The sequence below is a fragment of the Psychrobacter okhotskensis genome (assembly GCF_965638355.1).
In the GTDB taxonomy this organism is placed as follows: Bacteria; Pseudomonadota; Gammaproteobacteria; order Pseudomonadales; family Moraxellaceae; genus Psychrobacter; species Psychrobacter okhotskensis.
This window is the reverse complement of record NZ_OZ281822.1, coordinates 1,016,518-1,033,414: the sequence shown is the minus strand read 5'-3', so window position 1 is coordinate 1,033,414 and position 16,897 is coordinate 1,016,518. Positions and strand designations below refer to the sequence as shown.

Here is a 16,897-nt window from a genome sequence, read left to right as displayed (position 1 = left end):
GCACAAAATATTTAGGGCTTTAGCAGATAAGGATTAAATGTTCTCTATTCATTAGCTTCCGTAGGCTTCGCTTTTGCCATTTTTTTAATGCTAAAGCGCTCATGCATTCTCGCATAAAACTGCGCAAGGTTTTCGCCATGGGCAGTAGGATCTACTTTTAATGCTTTGCCAAAGTCCAAGCCTAGATATAGCACGATATCTGCAAAGCTCAGTTGATCCCCGATCAAATAGTCATGACCTTCTAGGCTGGTTTCAAAGTATGCCAAAGCTTTGACCGCACGAGCGATGGATGGTGCTACAAATTCAGGGACTTGCTCAACACGTTGTGCCTTTGATGGATGGCTGTGTTGAAAGGCCAACATCAAGTTATAAAGCACTTCAAACTCCGCAATACGGCGCATCGAACAGACTTGTGCACGCTGAACCACATCATTGCCCATCACTGAGCGCTCACCATAAACGCGGTCAAGGTATTCACAAACCGCCTGCGAATCATTGAGCACTGTGCCATCATCTAGGGTTAAAACTGGCACTGTCTGCATGGGATTTATCTTAGTAAAAGCCTCTGACATCTGTTCCTTGGCAGCAAAATCAATGTCGACCACATCGATATCATCCATATCATCGACATCGATACCTTTTGAGGCAAGTAATATAAGGGCTTTTCGAGGGTTGGGTGCAGTACGAGTTATATATAGTTTTTTCATGGTAAATTCCTTTTAAGTATTATTTCCGAAAAGAACGATAACGGTAAATTTTTATGACTATCGTTGTATCATCAAAGCGCAGAAGCTTGTTATTGCTCGCTTAGCACAGTGACTATTGGTTTTTATCATAGCAAAACCTTGTCGCTGCTTGTGATATGAATGGTAAAAAACCCCATAACAGTAAGTTATAGGGTTTTTATTTTTTAAGCAATTGCAAAAACGCTCACTTTATTTATTAGGTGCTGGCGTGGTGCGCAAATAAGGCTTAATTTCTGTATGACCTTTAGGATAATTGGCTGCGATGTCTTCATTCTTTACGCTTGGTGGAATGATAACATCATCGCCGTCCTTCCAATCGACCGGCGTAGCGACGTTATATTTATCAGACAACTGCATGGCGTCAATGACTCGTACAATCTCGTCAAAGTTACGGCCACAGCTGGCTGGATAGGTTAAGGTCAAGCGTACCTTTTTGTTAGGGTCGATGATAAAGACACTTCTAACCGTCGCTGTATTATCCGCATTGGGGTGAATCATGTCATAAAGATTGGCTACTGTGCGATCAGAGTCTGCAATGATAGGAAAGTTGACAGCAGTTCCTTGAGTCTCTTCAATATCGCTAACCCAGCCTTTGTGATCTTCTAAGCCATCAACTGATAAAGCGATCGCCTTTACATTGCGCTTTTGAAACTCGCCGCCTAATGCCGCAGTACGACCAAGCTCAGTGGTACATACTGGCGTATAGTCTGCAGGATGCGAAAAGAAAACGACCCAGCTGTCGCCTGCCCAATCGTAAAAATTGATATCGCCTTCTGTGGTTGTGGCGTCAAAATTCGGTGCGCTGTCACCTAAACGTAAATGTGCCATGCTTAATTCCTTAACTATCGTTAGTGATGAGCGCTAGTATCTAAAAGCTAATATTAAAAGGTTAGCATCTAAAGAAGGTCATGCGCTCTATTATTATCATTGACGTGTAGCGCTATAAAAATAACGGAGTACCCGTCAGGAAATCCTATTTCATCTTAACAAACTGGTTATGAATGTCTTGTGACGGATTGTAATGCGCTTATGCCATTTAGGTCTAAACGCATAAGCTCCGATGAAACCTGCATCTATACCACCATCCCAGAGTCCCATAAACAAAACTCGCCAAATTTACCACGTTTGCTGGTACCACCAGCCGCACGGCCAGTATCCGTCAATACCAACTCGCCTTCTTGCTCTATTAGATAGCCTGCGGCAAGGAGCTTATCGTTTAACTCTTGCGTCTTAAAGCCCAACTCTTTCGCCAGCTTCGCCGTCGTCAGCTTAGAATAATTAGGCGTTGCCGCTTCTGTAGCGTTACTGGCAACTGAGTCTGTGCTTACCTTGCCAGCACTAGATAGCATACTGGACGTATTTCTCGACCCATTCTTAGAATCTTTATTAGCGCCATTATTAGAGCCGTTGTTAAGGGCGCTCTTGTTATCGCTATCATGTACTTTTTCAAGGGACATGCGCACTTCATCACTGATACGAATAATGCGCTGCGCTTCCTCATAAGTATCAGCATATAATTTGGCATCTTCATTACGATAAATAAGCACCCCCATCTCATTATTATTCACTTGGCTAAACTCATAGAGATTGAGGCTGGTAATGATGCATTCATTTTCATTAAGGTAGCATTTGGCATGCAAGTTTTTGCAAAAGCTAGTACGAATAAAGGTCAGGTTTTTTAGCCAATTAATCTCTTCTGGATGTAAATCATTTTTGCCATAGACAATACGGATATCGATTTTGAGACGATTACGGTCTTCTAACAGCTCTTTAATACGCTCATTTAACTTTAAGTAGGGGCTAATAATAATCAATCTGTCAGACGCATTTTTAATCAATTCTTCTAGATGATACGTCGTCCCGCTGCTATTTAAAAATTTTGCCATGATTGCACCCTCACACCTTACGATTAAAATTTACACTTATACCATTCACAAAAACTTGAGTAGTAAGGAAAACGCATGCCAGTACTACATTTATTAGACTAAGCAAGTTTGACAAAACTAATCGTATTTTTTGGGTTTGGTATTATCCACAAAAAAGCCCATCCCTAGCGTACTAGAAATGGGCCAGCTTGCAAACTACTTTTGTTTAGTATTGTCTCAAATAAACGCTAGTAGCGCTAATCGCAATAAATTAAGCCGGTTTATAGCTGTCACGTAAGCTGACGATTTGATTAAAGACAGGCTGGTCACTGCTGTGCTCTTCGCTATCAGAGATAAAATAGCCTTCACGCTCAAACTGAAAGCGTGTGCCAGCATCCGCATTGACCAATGATGGCTCAACCACGGCATTTAGCTTGGTCAACGAGTTAGGATTCAATGCTTGATGCACGTCAGCGACGCTACTCGGATCTTCGACACTGAATAGCTGCTCGTATAAGCGCACGGTGGCTGGAACCCCTTGGCTGGCCGATACCCAATGAATCACACCTTTGACCTTACGACCTTCAGGGTTATTGCCTAGCGTTGCCGGATCAATCGTTGCTTTTAGCTCAACGACATTGCCTGCATCATCTAGCACATGCTCAGTCACAGCCAAGACATAGGTATTACGCAGACGGATTTCTGGTTTTTCCGGTGATAGACGCTTATAACCTGCTGGCGGCTCAATCTCGTAGTCGCCTTGATCGATATAAAGCGTCTCGGTAAACGGAATCTCACGCTCACCCATATCAACATTAGGATGGTTTGGCTGCGTCAGCCATAAGGTTTGCGTCTCAGCGTCAAAACGCGCATTGACGCTATCTGCTTTGAGCGTTTCCCACTGACTGACCGCATCGCTAAAGTTGGTTATCGTCACTTTTAATGGCTTAAGCACCGCCATACCGCGTGCTGTCGTATTGTCTAATGACTGACGAATACTAAACTCTAGCAGACGCATATCGGTCACACCATCCGCTTTGGAGATACCAACGCGATCACAGAAATCACGCAAGCCCTCAGGCGTATAGCCACGGCGACGCATACCAGCGACGGTCGGCATACGCGGATCATCCCAGCCATCGACGATACCTTCATCGACCAATTGCTTGAGCTTACGTTTACTGGTCAACGTATGGTCGACATTGAGGCGTGAGAACTCATACTGATGCGGTGGTTGCTCGAAGCCGATTTTATTGACGATCCAATCATAAAACGGACGATGATCTTCAAACTCTAGCGTACATAACGAATGGGTAATGCCTTCTAGCGCATCTGACAACGGATGGGCAAAATCATACATAGGATAGATGCACCATTTATCACCGGTCTGATGATGTTCTTGATGCATCACACGATAGATAATGGGGTCGCGCATGTTCATATTGGCATCAGACATGTCAATTTTGGCACGCAATACCGCTTTGCCGTCTTCGAACTTACCGTGTTTCATGTCTTCGAACAACTTTAAGTTGTCTGCGACACTGGCATCACGCTGTGGTGACGGTTTGCCGGCTTCATTAAATGAGCCACGATTATCGCGGATTTGCTCTGGAGTTTGTAAGTCGACATACGCATCACCCTGCTCAATCAATTGTACCGCCCACGCATACAACTGGTCAAAGTAGCTAGAAGCATGTAGCGCCTCGCCTGCCCAGTCAAAGCCCAACCACTGCACATCGTTTTTGATATTGTCGATGTAATCTTGTTTTTCTGCGGTTGGATTGGTGTCGTCGTAGCGCAAATGACAGATGCCACCAAACTCTTTAGCGACGCCAAAGTTTAGACAGATAGATTTAACGTGACCCAAGTGCAAGTAGCCGTTTGGCTCAGGCGGAAAACGGGTTACAATCTGCTGGTATTTTTGCGCATTGACATCGTCACGAATGATATTACGAATAAAGTCGTTTTTTTGTTCATCTTTCTGTACATTGTTGTTTGAGTGCTCACTCATCGGGCATTGCTCCTAACGCAAATTGTCCATTCATGCCGCGTGCCATCACGCCCCATGAAAAATTAAACCAAGCTGTTAAGACTAACCAATAAAATCAAATAGTTAGCATTAAGGTATTAAAAATAAATGGTCAAAAACTCAGTTATTAAAATTGGGGTGTCAAAATTAACGTATTGACACTGGCGTTCAAAAACCATTAAAAAGGGAAAGTTGCGTTATTCTATCAGCTTTTGCAAATGCATTAACAGCCTGATACATGACAGACGACAAAAAAGCCGTTAGACTAACGCTAACTTTTAACCACCAACTTTTTATCCACCACTTAACAGCGTCATTTTAGGCGCTGCAATCAAAAAGGATTATCCCATGGTAGACATGCCACCAGTAGTAGAACTTGACACCAGTATGGGTGCGATCGTTATCGAACTCAACGAAGAAAAAGCACCAAAAACGGTAGAGAACTTTTTAAACTATGTAAAGTCTGGTCATTATGACGGCACGATTTTTCATCGCATTATTGATGGCTTTATGATTCAAGGCGGCGGAATGGACGCCGAAATGAATGAAAAAGCAACCAACGCACCCGTTGAAAACGAAGCGGACAATGGTCTAAAAAACGACAAAGGTACGATTGCGATGGCGCGTACGCAAGATCCGCATTCAGCAACCAGCCAGTTTTTCGTTAACGTAAAAGACAACGATTTCCTAAACCACTCTGGCAAAAACATGCAAGGTTGGGGCTATACCGTATTTGGTAAAGTAACCAGTGGTATGGACGTCATCGAAAAAATGCGCGGCGTACCAACGGGTCGTTTCGGCATGCATGCTGACGTACCAAAAGAGCCAGTCATTATCAATTCAGCGACTATTGTCTCTGAATAAGTTGTTTCTGAATAAGCAACTTGAATGAGTACATTTTTAATAATCTATAGTGAAACAAATATGAATCTAGTACAAGGAAGACAAGCGAAAATTGTACGACTAGTACAGTAAGCGAGTCTGACGCCATAATAGGTTTATATTTGGTTTACTACATTAGGATAAGGATAAATGCAAAGTTTTGACCACCTAATTACCACCCGCCCTCATAGCGTGCGGCAAGTATTGATTAGCGATTTGCATTTATCACCGGAAGAGCCTGCCTTAGTGCAGGCTTTTTTGGCGCTGCTCGATGATTGCCTTGCTCTGCCTGCGTTAAAACGTTTGTTTATCTTAGGCGATTGGTTTGAGGTTTGGCTGGGTGATGATGTTTATTTGTCCTTATCAGAAGATGAGCGTCAAACCCATTGGCTCACACCATTAATTGTCAAATTAAAAAAACTACGGATCGCAGGTTGCGAGATTTTAGTCATGCATGGTAATCGTGATTTTTTATTGGGTCAGCCGTTTTGTAATTTATTTGGCGGTGAGCTGATTAACGAGCCTTATCTTTTAACGGTTGGGCAACAAAGTTACCGATTAGAGCATGGCGACGCGCTATGTACTGATGATAAGAAATATCAGTTTTTTCGCAAAGTGATGCGTAACCCGTTAATCCAGTGGTATTTGCTGAATAAACCGCTAAAAAAACGCTTGGCTATCGCCGAGAACATGCGTAAAAAAAGTCAAAAAAATAACGCCAATAAAGCGGCGCGTATTATGGACGTTAATGAAAAATCAGTGGCACTAGCAGTTAATAATCATGATGCGCTATTACACGGACATACTCATCGTCCAGATATTCATCAGACGGCTAATGACAAAATCCGTTACGTTCTTGGTGATTGGCGCTTGCTCGACGAAGACAAACGTCAACCCAAAGTCGTGGTGGTCGTTGGCGCAATTACGACAGAAGGTGAAGATTCAGCAAGCAACCATTCTAAAGGTAACAATACTGAATTTGGCTTGTTTGAATTTAAATATTCAGTGTAGAGTTCGCCTCATTAAGTACCTTTCATTTAAAAGAAAAAGGGTCTGTTGCATAAGTAACAGACCCTTTTTTATAGCTTTTCACATTTCACATTCTGCGAACCGTTATTCTGCTCACCATTATCCTAAGGCATGAGTTTAAAGAAATGCTGACGATAATGTTTTAGCTCACGGATAGAATCGCGAATATCGTCTAAGGCTAAATGACTGCCACCTTTTTCAAAATTTCTGAGAATATCAGGACGCCAGCGAAAGCACAGCTCTTTAATCGATGAGACATCCAGGTTGCGATAGTGGAAAAATCGCTCAAGCTCTGGCATTTGACGCGCCATAAAGCGGCGATCTTGGCAGATTGAGTTACCACACATGGGCGACTTACCACTATCGACCCATTTATTAAGGAACTTAATGGTTTCAGCTTCTGCTTCTGCCAAGGTCACGGTACTACGGCGTACACGGTCAACCAAGCCTGATTGGCCATGTTGCTTGGTATTCCAGTCATCCATTTTATTTAACACTTGATCCGATACCTTGATCGCAAACACAGGCCCTTCGGCAAGGACATTGAGATCCTCATCCGTCACCACGGTAGCAATCTCGATGATTTCATCGTTGATGGTATCAAGTCCGGTCATTTCTAGGTCAATCCATACCAACCCTTTTTTACCTTGATTTTTGATTTTGATTTTATTGGGATGGTCGCCGGTAGTCATAAAATATCCTATGGTCAATAAAGTTTGAGACAGTTTTGCAGCTGAGACAATTTTGTAGCAATGTTACTTAAATAAATCATCAATAGCTGGCAATGTGCAAATGACATGGCGATGCGCCTATTAGCTCGTAACGCCTAAAAAAACTCAAACATTACAAAACCACTGTCTGGCGCAAGCGCTTTAGGCTGTATGTTAGCAAATTTTCACGCTACACTTAGCAATATTTTTTTAATAGGTCACACTCCCATGGCATTAATCCGGCAACGCAAGCTGACTAAACAACAGATTCGTCGCATCGACAAACAACAGCTGGACAGTCAAGACAGCATCGATGACAGTTTGATGGATGGCGTGGTCATGGCGCATTATGGTAAGCAATTAGAAGTACAAGTGACCAGCTTGCCCGCTGTCATTCCAGTGCAGCCGGAGGTTGCGCCTGACGACCCTGAGCCGTTTTGGCAGGAGCTGGGGCTAGGCGATATTTGGCGTTGTCACGTACGTACCAACTTGCCGATGTTGGCCGCTGGTGACCAAGTACGCTGGAACGCCGACCCTAACACTGGCTTTGGACGTATCGAATCCGTCAAACCGCGCACCTCGCTGGTTTCGCGTCCTGACCGTTATCATAAGCTCAAACCCGTCGCTGCCAATGTCGATATTCTCGCCATTGTATTTGCGCCGCTACCTGCTGCTGCACCGACCCTCATTGATCGCTATTTGGTCGTTTGTCATCATGCGGGTGTAAGACCTCTACTCGTCCTTAATAAAGCTGATTTACTGGCGCAAGAAAACGGCGTCGATACTAGTGAATTATTGGCGCAATATGCGGCGCTTGGTTATGAAAGTGTATTGACCTCTGTTGACTGCCCAGAAAATATTGCTGATAGCGATGAGCAAGAAGGGTTAGATGAGCTAAAGCGCTACATCGATAAAAAATTGGTGATTTTTGCGGGTCAGTCTGGTGTCGGTAAAAGCAGCTTAATCAATGCGCTATTACCAGCCTCTGGGCAAATCGTCAATATCATCTCGGAGAACTCAAAGCTTGGTCAACATACCACCACTACGAGCCGCTTGTTACCCTTCCAGCCCGAAGATTTAACCCAAGGCGGAATCGTTGATACCCCAGGTATTCGCGAATATGGCATTTGGCATTTGACGCCAGATGATATCATTTCAGGCTTTGTGGAGCTTGCGCCACTGGCAGGTGATTGCCAGTTCCGTGATTGTCGGCACACTCACAACAGCAAAGGCTGCGCGTTATGGCAAGCGGTCGCTGATGGCGTGGTATTACAGCGCCGCGTTGAGAACTTGGTCACGTTAAGAGAAGAAGCGGACACTAAGCCTTATTAAGCATTGTCTTACTCATACATTGTCTTATTAAGCGCTGAACCCTAGGTTGAGCATCACACGTTTACTATAGATGGCCTTATCGGTATAATAGCGCCTTGTTCGCAATCGTTAGGCTGTCTTCTCAGCTTAATAGAACACTTATTTTTGGAGGTATGTTTTGGATCGTGCGCTAGAATTTGTGGGCAACCACCCGTTTTTATTTGGCATATTGGCCGTACTTGCCGTACTGTTCTTTGCCATCGAAAACAAACGTAGCGGTAAGAAAATATCGCCCAATAGCCTTGGGATGATGGTGAACTCGCAAAACGCGCAGCTTATCGATATTCGCGCCAAAAAGAAGTTTGAGACCGGTTATATCCAAGGCAGCCGCAACATACCTTTTACTGACCTCAAAGACCGCATCGAAGAGATTCGTGCAATTGAGCAGCCAGTCATCATCATTTGCGATATGGGCGTGCAAGCAGGCGCAGCCATCCAAATGATTGGCAAAGACAGTGTTTACCGCTTAGAAGGCGGTGTGGGCGGTTGGCAAAGTGCTGGCATGCCATTGGTCGGTGTAAAAGATGCCAAGTCTAAAAATAAAGGCAAGGCAAAACCGAGCTTGCATAAGTAGTTTGCATAACTTGCTTAAAATTACTGAATTAAATAGCTTGTTTAGCCTACGCGCTCGTTCTCACTGCTAGTAGCGCAAAATTCGAAAAAAGACACTTCTTTATTGGGTGTCTTTTTTTGTGTGGCATTTATGCTACTGTCACAGCTTTTGGACTGGATTGGCTTGAATTTATCCTACCCATCCCCACTTTATAATGAGCATACGCAATTACATTTGCCATTTACTCGTTGGTGACGGATTATAATATTTTTTATAACATGAGTGTTTATAATAAAACTGTCGCCAAAAACCAATAAATAAGGATTTACCATGACTGTATCTGTTAAAGTTTATACCACCCCTATCTGCCCTTACTGCTCAAACGCCAAACAACTACTAAAATCTAAAGGCGTTGATTACGAAGAAGTCGGCATGCATGACATCAGCAGCGAAGAACGCCAAGCGCTAATGAAAAAAACCAATAACTACCGCACTGTGCCACAGATTTTCGTCGGTGACACTTTCGTCGGTGGGTTTGATGAGCTGAATCAAATGAATCAACAGGGCAAACTTGACGAGCTATTAGCAGGTTAATCTGCTAACTTTGCTGACGGTCTCTCTTTACCTGTGCTATCTTTACGTTGGTGAAAACCACCTGTGTCAGAATCGCAGGTGCAAATACCGCATGTATAACGTGCATAAAGAGAGACAATGGCAAATAAAAAATATTGGTAAAAAACATCGAGATCATATCGAAATAACTTCAAAATAACTTCGAAACATAGTCTCGATTTATATTACAATTATTGTTTGCCCACTCATTTGATTAACTTTTAGAGGAATTATCATGGCTGAAGAACAAGCACAACCACAATTGGCACTAGAGCGCATCTATGTCAAAGACATGTCACTTGAAGTACCAGGCGCAGGCGTATTCACCAAAGAGTGGAACCCTGAGCTTGATATCAATCTATCAAGCAATGCTGAAAAGCTAGACGACGATCATTATCAAGTGATTTTGACCGTTAGCGTTACTGCAAAAAATGCAGAAGAAGCGGCATTTATCGCTGAGGTGCATCAAGCGGGTATTTTCTTGCTAAAAGACATTCCAGAAGATCAAATCGGTCAAATCCTAGGTGCTTATTGCCCGAACGTTTTGTTCCCGTATGCTCGTGAAGTCATCAGTGACATCGTTACCCGTGGTAGCTTCCCACAGTTATTGCTAGCGCCTGTTAACTTTGATCAAGCCTATGCGCAAAGCCAACAGCAAGCGCAAATCGATGCTGAAGGTAACGCATAAGTTTTAGCTTGATGACGTATTGATATAGCAGTATCTAAAAGTCGTTTACTTATAATGAGTAAGCGGCTTTTTTATGTTTAAGATATAATTAGTTTTTAGTCATCACTTTATTAATTTTCTAAAGGTAAGACTGATTCTGCCGGACTGAGTGTCACTTTTAGGAATCGAGTGTAACCACTCTTTTTGAATACTATCATTCATATATATTAACGTTCCATTCGTAAGATGAAAAGACTCCGTAATATTTTCAAAATATTTGTGCTTAAAGAGCATATCTCGAGCCACCCCCAACGACAAAATAGCGACACCTGTTCCATCAGCTAACTGACTCGTATCGTCTGAATGAAAGCCCATCTTGCTACTACCATCTAGGTAATAATTTACTAAGCAATTATTCGGTAAATAACCAACTACCCCTGCTATGATCAAAGCTATCTCTTGAATAATCTTTGGCATTTTTTTCTCATCATAACTCATTCCTGAATAATGATAAGAAAGACCAAAGCTTTCTGTATACCTAGAAGTCATTTGCTTATTCCAAATTACGGTCTCTTTTAATATTAAAAAGACTTCAGATGCAAAGGATGGCTTTATGAGATCAGGATGAAATATGATATTTAGTGTTGGTTTATCCATGTCACATCTGTTCCATTAACAATAGCTTGACGATTTATATTTAACTATACACTGGTTATTTTATCTCGCGCTACGCAAATATTGACTAAAAGCTATGACTTTCAAATAAAAAAACCCCGACTATTCAAAGTCGAGGTCTCTTTTATATAAATAGACTACATATCGAGGATATTTTAGCCTTTTAGCGCAGACAAAATCTGCTGCTTCACATCATCAATGCCTTGAGTACCATCAAACTTATCATACTTAGGCGCATCAGCGCCTTTGCTGGCTTTGTCTTGATAGAAACCAACGAGCGCTGATGTCTGCTCATGATACGTCGCTAAGCGATCACGAATGGTCGACTCTTTGTCATCTTCACGCTGGATAAGCGCTTCGCCAGTCACGTCGTCGATACCCTCGACCTTTGGTGGATTGTGATCGACATGATAGACGCGACCTGAGCCTGGATGTTGGCGGCGACCAGATAGGCGCTTGACGATTTCGTCATCAGGGACACTGATTTCGATCACATGATCAATCGCGACGTCTGCATCAGCAAGCGCTTGCGCCTGTGGAATCGTACGCGGGAAACCGTCAAAAATACAACCATTGACACAATCAGGCTTAGCGATACGTTCTTTCACTAGGTTAATGATGAGATCGTCAGAAACCAAACCACCAGCATTCATAATGTCTTTGGCTTGTTTGCCAAGCTCACTACCTTCTTTGATTGCTGCACGCAGCATATCACCCGTTGAGATCTGCGGAATATCATATTCTTTAGAGATAAACTGGGCTTGGGTACCTTTACCGGCGCCTGGTGGACCTAGCAAAATAATACGCATCATTACACGATTCTCCTTAATAATTGGGATTTTGGGACAAATAAAACTCAGGGATTGGTTGATTGCAAAGCTACCTTACCTTGTGGCTTTACAAAGCTCAAGTATTTTCAGTATTACAGCGATAAGTTGCCATGACTTAGCTGTTCAAATAATGCTATTGCGCGCTGCTCGGATGGGCAACAGCGCTGGTATCAAAAGTAAAAAACATAGAAATAAAGATTAAGGAACCTGTTGATTAATGTCGACATTGACCTGATTTTGCTCAGCGCTAATCACCACAGGATTACCTGATAAATCGCCGGACTCGGCGACTGCATTACCGCTGTGACTAATACGGGCAATGACGGCCAGCTGTACCTTGTCCGCACGGGCAGATTTTAGTGTCCGTGTCGGCATCATGGCATCGAGATCGCTTAGACTGATATTAACCTCACCTTGCTTAATCACGCTAATTGGCAAACGCTTAGCAGCAAACGGCGGACCACCTTTGACATCGCGTATCGCTACAAACAAGACATCATCGGCTTTGACCAACGGTAACAAGCTAGTATTGATGGTTATTGTAACGTCAATACCTTCAGACGCTTGTTGTTGCTGAGCGCTCACATTGGCACTCAGCTCATCCAAGCTGGCCAGCGCTTGCGTATGATCCCCTGGCTTTGCTGAAATGCTAGCGCGCAGACGCGTAATCCAGCCTTGTGCTTGATCAAAGTTACTACTGCGTGCCTCACCCATTGCCATGAGCATTTGCGCGCCTTCATGCTGTGGATTTTTGGCCAGCACTCCTTCTAGAACGCGGCGGCTATTAGCATCTAATTGCCCTTTATTAGCAAAAAAGCTAATCTGCGCATAGGTCGTCGCAATCTCTTCATTATCGGGCGCTAAGCGATAGGCACGCGACAAAGCCTCTAGTGCAGAATCTGTCGCTTCTAGTGATAAGAACAGCTCGGACAAGCGCATCCAGCGATTATAATCATCAGCATGGCGATAGACGTTGGTCTGCATAGCGCTAATCAACTGTTGACCATCTTCGATGGCCCAAGCTGGCGGCTGGTCAATCCTACCTGCCAATAAATCATCAGCAACTTGACCGACTTTATCCTCGGCCGCCCACAGCTCAAATACAGGCGTGCGATCACCGACCATCAGATACGCCATCGCTGCCAACACTGGCACCCAGACTACAATGATTAACCGGCTTTTGATACCGGGCGCAATCATCGGCGTCACTACGCGCTGCGCATCTAAAAGCTGACGTTCAAGCTCAAGCTTTTGGGATTGATAATGACTATCATCAATCGTGCCAGCATCCTTATCAGTTTTTAGCTCTGCTAGACGAGCGCGAAAGACAGCGATATTAATATCGAGTAGCTGATTGTCCACGGGCTTATCTGTTGCGCGTGAGGCTCTTAACCACGGCATTATGGTGATAAAACCAAGAACTAAAGCGATAAGTAAGCTTAGGGCAATAAATAAGCCAACAGTAGAAAATAGGTTCATTTTTTGTCCTCGATGCTGGTGATGTCATGATCTGTTCTGTTGACGCTATCTTTGCTATCAGCACGTGATAACAGGCGATCAAGTTCAGCTTGTTCTGCTACCGTCAATGCAGCAGCGCCATTATTTACCGTCACGCCGCTTTGACCACTAGCAACACGCTGATGGCGCTTGCTTCGCCAAAACCAACCAACTATTAAAAGCACGAGTAATAATGGTGGAAAAAACCATAGTATCCACGTTGAGGGACGGACAGGCGGTTTATAACTGATGAAGTCGCCATAACGCTCCTGCATATAACTGCGAATCTCGGTATCACTCCGACCATCTTTGACCATATTGTAGGTTTTTTGCTTTAAATCTTGGGCAATAGGCGCATCAGAACCTGCAAGGTTTTGATTTTGGCATTTTGGACAACGAAACTCTTCAATGAGACCTCGATACTGAGCTTCTTGTTGTATAGAGTCAAAGTCGTAAACATCGATGGCGGCATAAGCGCTCATACTTATGCCCATGTTTATAGTTATACCAAGGCTTATACTTAGCAAACACGCAAATATGAAGCTAGCCAATGCTGTGGTCAGAGTTTTCATGTGCTTTGTCGGCATAGTCATTGTCTTCATAGTCATTATAGGCATCGTTATCATTTGCACGCCTCCTTGACCTGATTGGGGTCGGGACTGACATTGCGTTTATTGGCTTCGTTGAGTACCATGAGACAAGGCGTGATACGACTTTGCCAATTACTCTCATTAATCTCACCGATAATATGCTGACGAATAACCCCTTCACCATCGACCACGAAAGTCTCAGGTGCTCCCGTCAAACCTAAATCTAACGCAAACTGACCCGACAAATCCTGAATAGACATCGAGAAGGGATCGCCGCCGCGGTTAAGATATCCTAGCGCATCCCCGATGTCATCTTTGTAATTGACGCCAACCAAATTGACGCCGCGCTCTTCTAACTGCATTAAAAAAGGATGCTCGATAATACAAGTGGGACACCAAGAGCCCCAAATATTCATCAAAAACGGCCGATCAGGCAGATTGTCGTTGGTCATAATACGACTGGTATCTGACAATAACGGCAGCTCAAATGCAGGCACCGGACGCTCAAGAGCAGTATTGGTGACGATTTCAGTCGGCTGGCCCAAACGCATATAGAGCATAACCACAAAGCCTGCAAAAACGATGAGCGGAATCAGAAACCATATCTTTAGCTGCTTTTTATTGATGGTCTTATTAGCATTTTGGTTAGAGGTGTTGTTTGACGTACTCATACTAATTGTCCCCCATCTTTACTGCCGGTGCTTCCACATCTGCTACAGTCACAAAGCCTGCTGAATCCATCGCATTTTGGCTGACAGTCTTAGGCTTTTTGATGCGATAACGCTTGTCTAGCATACTTAGCAATCCACCTAGAGCCATGATAATAGCACCAAGCCATATCCAACGAATCAACGGCTTCACATAGATACGTACCGCCCATTGGTTGCTGTCTTCAGCAATTGGTTCGCCAAGTGCGACATAGACATCACGCATGAGACTGGCATCAATTGCCGCCTCAGTCATCGGCATCATACTCACCACGTAAGTACGCTTTTCAGGATACAAGGTAGTCACTGCGCGACCGTCTTTGGTCACCTCCACTTCCGCTTGCATACCATCGAAGTTACTGCCTCTGACTTCATGAAAATCCTTTACAGTAAAGTCATAACCTTGCACATGCACGCTATCATTTTCGCCCAATGCCACATCACGCTCGATGCTTAGGCTACTAGTGAAGGCGATGCCGATAACCGCTATCAACACACCAATATGTGCCGTTTGCTGACCCCAGTAGCTCAAACGCAATTGACCCAAGCCTTTAAAAAAGCTCGGTGCATTTTTGGTTTTGTCTTTAAAGTCGACGACCATCCAGAACAATACCCAAAAACTAACGGCCAAAGTGACACCAATATTGAGCATAGAAGACGGGTGGACAAAGTAAGCAATAATCGCTGCCAATACTAAGCTGCTAACAGCTATGACCATACCAACGCCAAGTAATGGGCGCTTGTCTTTTTTCCAGCGGATATTAGAGCCCATACCCATCGCAATCAATAACAACCACGTTAAGGGGACAAATAGCGCATTAAAGTAAGGAGGGCCTACCGATACTTGACCCAAATTAAAGGAATCAGCAATGATAGGATATAGCGTACCCAGCAAGACCACTAAGGTAGCAATCAGAATAATGACGTTATTGATGACTAAGAATGACTCACGCGAGATAAGCTGGTACTGACTCTCGACCGTCAAACGCCAACCGCGCACTGCGAACATCAACAGGCCGCCACCAATAATAACCCCTAAGATAGCTAAGATGACTAAGCCACGAGTTGGATCAGCGGCGAACGAATGCACCGAAGTGATAACGCCAGAGCGTACTAGGAACGTGCCAAGTAAGCTCAGCGCAAAGGCAAAAATCGCCAGCATAATCGTCCATGCCTTAAAGACACCACGCTTTTCAGTCACTGCCAACGAATGTAGTAATGCCAAACCGGCAAGCCATGGCATCAGTGACGCGTTCTCTACTGGATCCCAAAACCACCAACCGCCCCAGCCAAGCTCGTAATAGGCCCACCAAGAACCCAGCGCGATACCAATGGTTAAGAAACCCCAAGCAGCGAGTGCCCATGGACGCGACCAACGCGTCCAAACGGCATCCAAGCGCCCTTCCCATAATGCTGCCATACAAAACGCAAACGGCACGACCATGCCCACATAGCCCATATATAGCATCGGCGGATGAATAATCAGACCGAAATCTTGTAGAACAGGGTTCAGATCCGCGCCATCGACAGGCAGGTTTGGCAAAGTACGATCAAACGGCGACGAGGTAAAGATTAACATCGCCAGCATCATCATCTGTACGCCAGCCAATATCACCAATACCCGCGCACGCATCGACAGCGGCAGACCACGGCTAAAATATGACACCAAGGCACACCAAGTGGCCATGATGGTCATCCATAACAATAACGAACCTTCATGCCCGCCCCACGTTGCTGATAGCTTATAGTACCAAGGCAACAAGGTATTAGAATGCTGGGTGACGTAGACCAAGCTAAAGTCATTGTAATAAAAGCCGGCCATCAAAGCGCCAAATGAGGTAATCATGGCAGCAAACTGTGCCCATGCCAAACTTGGTGCCAAACGCTGCCAAGCAACGTGATCACGCATGATGCCAATAGTTGGCAACACCACTTGCAAAATCGCCAATATAAAGGCGGCCAGCAAGGCAAAATAACCCAATTCTGTGATTAACATATGGTCTAACCTTGTTTACCTTGGATACTATCTAAGAGTCGCCGATGGCATTTATTAGCCACTGGCGAACGCTATATAGTCCTTAATGCGGTCATAGTTTACGGTTACAAACAGAGGTTTTAATCGCTATAGAAGCCC

Annotated in this window: 17 protein-coding genes; 6 read left to right on the top strand and 11 right to left on the bottom strand. The window is 44.2% G+C overall.

What is annotated here, in order from left to right; genetic code table 11:
- Positions 1–44 precede the first annotated feature (44 nt).
- The 4 genes from ACSUPM_RS04470 to ACSUPM_RS04455 all read right to left on the bottom strand — a co-directional run bounded on the left by ACSUPM_RS04470 (position 45) and on the right by ACSUPM_RS04455 (position 4,622).
- A complete protein-coding gene (locus tag ACSUPM_RS04470) occupies positions 45–707 on the bottom strand; it encodes a glutathione S-transferase family protein (RefSeq protein ID WP_201566860.1) in 663 nt (220 codons plus the stop codon).
- 228 nt (positions 708–935) lie between these two features.
- On the bottom strand, positions 936–1,574 hold the full coding sequence (locus ACSUPM_RS04465) for a peroxiredoxin (protein ID WP_201566862.1): 639 nt from the start codon (positions 1,572–1,574) through the stop codon (positions 936–938).
- Positions 1,575–1,819: 245 nt separating this feature from the next.
- The gene (locus tag ACSUPM_RS04460; protein WP_173239851.1) at positions 1,820–2,632 is read right to left on the bottom strand and encodes a phospholipase D family protein; all 813 of its coding nucleotides are present in this window, start codon (positions 2,630–2,632) and stop codon (positions 1,820–1,822) included.
- 250 nt (positions 2,633–2,882) lie between these two features.
- The gene (locus tag ACSUPM_RS04455; RefSeq protein WP_201566864.1) at positions 2,883–4,622 is read right to left on the bottom strand and encodes a glutamine--tRNA ligase/YqeY domain fusion protein; all 1,740 of its coding nucleotides are present in this window, start codon (positions 4,620–4,622) and stop codon (positions 2,883–2,885) included.
- Positions 4,623–4,988: 366 nt separating this feature from the next.
- Between ACSUPM_RS04455 and ACSUPM_RS04450 the strand changes: the two genes are divergently transcribed.
- Both ACSUPM_RS04450 and ACSUPM_RS04445 read left to right on the top strand, forming a co-directional pair.
- On the top strand, positions 4,989–5,504 hold the full coding sequence (locus ACSUPM_RS04450; protein WP_025652817.1) for a peptidylprolyl isomerase: 516 nt from the start codon (positions 4,989–4,991) through the stop codon (positions 5,502–5,504).
- Positions 5,505–5,672: 168 nt separating this feature from the next.
- A complete protein-coding gene (locus tag ACSUPM_RS04445) occupies positions 5,673–6,533 on the top strand; it encodes a UDP-2,3-diacylglucosamine diphosphatase (RefSeq protein ID WP_201566866.1) in 861 nt (286 codons plus the stop codon).
- Positions 6,534–6,655: 122 nt separating this feature from the next.
- Here the strand turns inward: ACSUPM_RS04445 and orn are convergent, their stop codons facing one another.
- Positions 6,656–7,243, bottom strand: a complete 588-nt coding sequence (gene orn / locus ACSUPM_RS04440; protein ID WP_025652815.1) for an oligoribonuclease — start codon at positions 7,241–7,243, stop codon at positions 6,656–6,658.
- 246 nt (positions 7,244–7,489) lie between these two features.
- On the opposite strand from orn, the gene rsgA reads away from it, so the two are divergent.
- The 4 genes from rsgA (at position 7,490) to secB (ending at position 10,485) form a co-directional block, all read left to right on the top strand.
- Entirely contained in the window at positions 7,490–8,593 is a 1,104-nt protein-coding gene (gene rsgA, locus ACSUPM_RS04435) for a ribosome small subunit-dependent GTPase A (protein WP_025652814.1), read from the top strand.
- A gap of 157 nt (positions 8,594–8,750) precedes the next feature.
- Entirely contained in the window at positions 8,751–9,206 is a 456-nt protein-coding gene (locus ACSUPM_RS04430; protein ID WP_025652813.1) for a rhodanese-like domain-containing protein, read from the top strand.
- Positions 9,207–9,515: 309 nt separating this feature from the next.
- A complete protein-coding gene (gene grxC, locus ACSUPM_RS04425; protein ID WP_025652812.1) occupies positions 9,516–9,779 on the top strand; it encodes a glutaredoxin 3 in 264 nt (87 codons plus the stop codon).
- Positions 9,780–10,032: 253 nt separating this feature from the next.
- The gene (gene secB, locus ACSUPM_RS04420; protein WP_025652811.1) at positions 10,033–10,485 is read left to right on the top strand and encodes a protein-export chaperone SecB; all 453 of its coding nucleotides are present in this window, start codon (positions 10,033–10,035) and stop codon (positions 10,483–10,485) included.
- 102 nt (positions 10,486–10,587) lie between these two features.
- Here the strand turns inward: secB and ACSUPM_RS04415 are convergent, their stop codons facing one another.
- The 6 genes from ACSUPM_RS04415 to ACSUPM_RS04390 form a co-directional block, all read right to left on the bottom strand.
- Entirely contained in the window at positions 10,588–11,121 is a 534-nt protein-coding gene (locus ACSUPM_RS04415) for an alpha-ketoglutarate-dependent dioxygenase AlkB (protein WP_025652810.1), read from the bottom strand.
- A 173-nt stretch (positions 11,122–11,294) separates the two neighbouring features.
- Entirely contained in the window at positions 11,295–11,951 is a 657-nt protein-coding gene (adk, locus tag ACSUPM_RS04410) for an adenylate kinase (RefSeq protein WP_025652809.1), read from the bottom strand.
- Positions 11,952–12,167: 216 nt separating this feature from the next.
- Positions 12,168–13,448 carry a c-type cytochrome biogenesis protein CcmI gene (ccmI, locus tag ACSUPM_RS04405; protein ID WP_025652808.1) on the bottom strand — a complete coding sequence of 427 codons (1,281 nt, stop codon included), beginning with the start codon at positions 13,446–13,448 and terminating at the stop codon, positions 12,168–12,170.
- Positions 13,445–13,948, bottom strand: coding sequence for a cytochrome c-type biogenesis protein (locus ACSUPM_RS04400; protein ID WP_374190022.1), 504 nt, complete (start codon positions 13,946–13,948; stop codon positions 13,445–13,447). Before ACSUPM_RS04400 ends, ccmI begins: the two co-directional genes overlap by 4 nt.
- A gap of 140 nt (positions 13,949–14,088) precedes the next feature.
- Positions 14,089–14,727 carry a DsbE family thiol:disulfide interchange protein gene (locus ACSUPM_RS04395; RefSeq protein ID WP_025652806.1) on the bottom strand — a complete coding sequence of 213 codons (639 nt, stop codon included), beginning with the start codon at positions 14,725–14,727 and terminating at the stop codon, positions 14,089–14,091.
- Position 14,728: 1 nt separating this feature from the next.
- Positions 14,729–16,759 (bottom strand): heme lyase CcmF/NrfE family subunit, encoded by a 2,031-nt coding sequence (locus ACSUPM_RS04390; protein WP_025652805.1) that lies wholly within the window; start codon positions 16,757–16,759, stop codon positions 14,729–14,731.
- Positions 16,760–16,897: the final 138 nt, after the last annotated feature.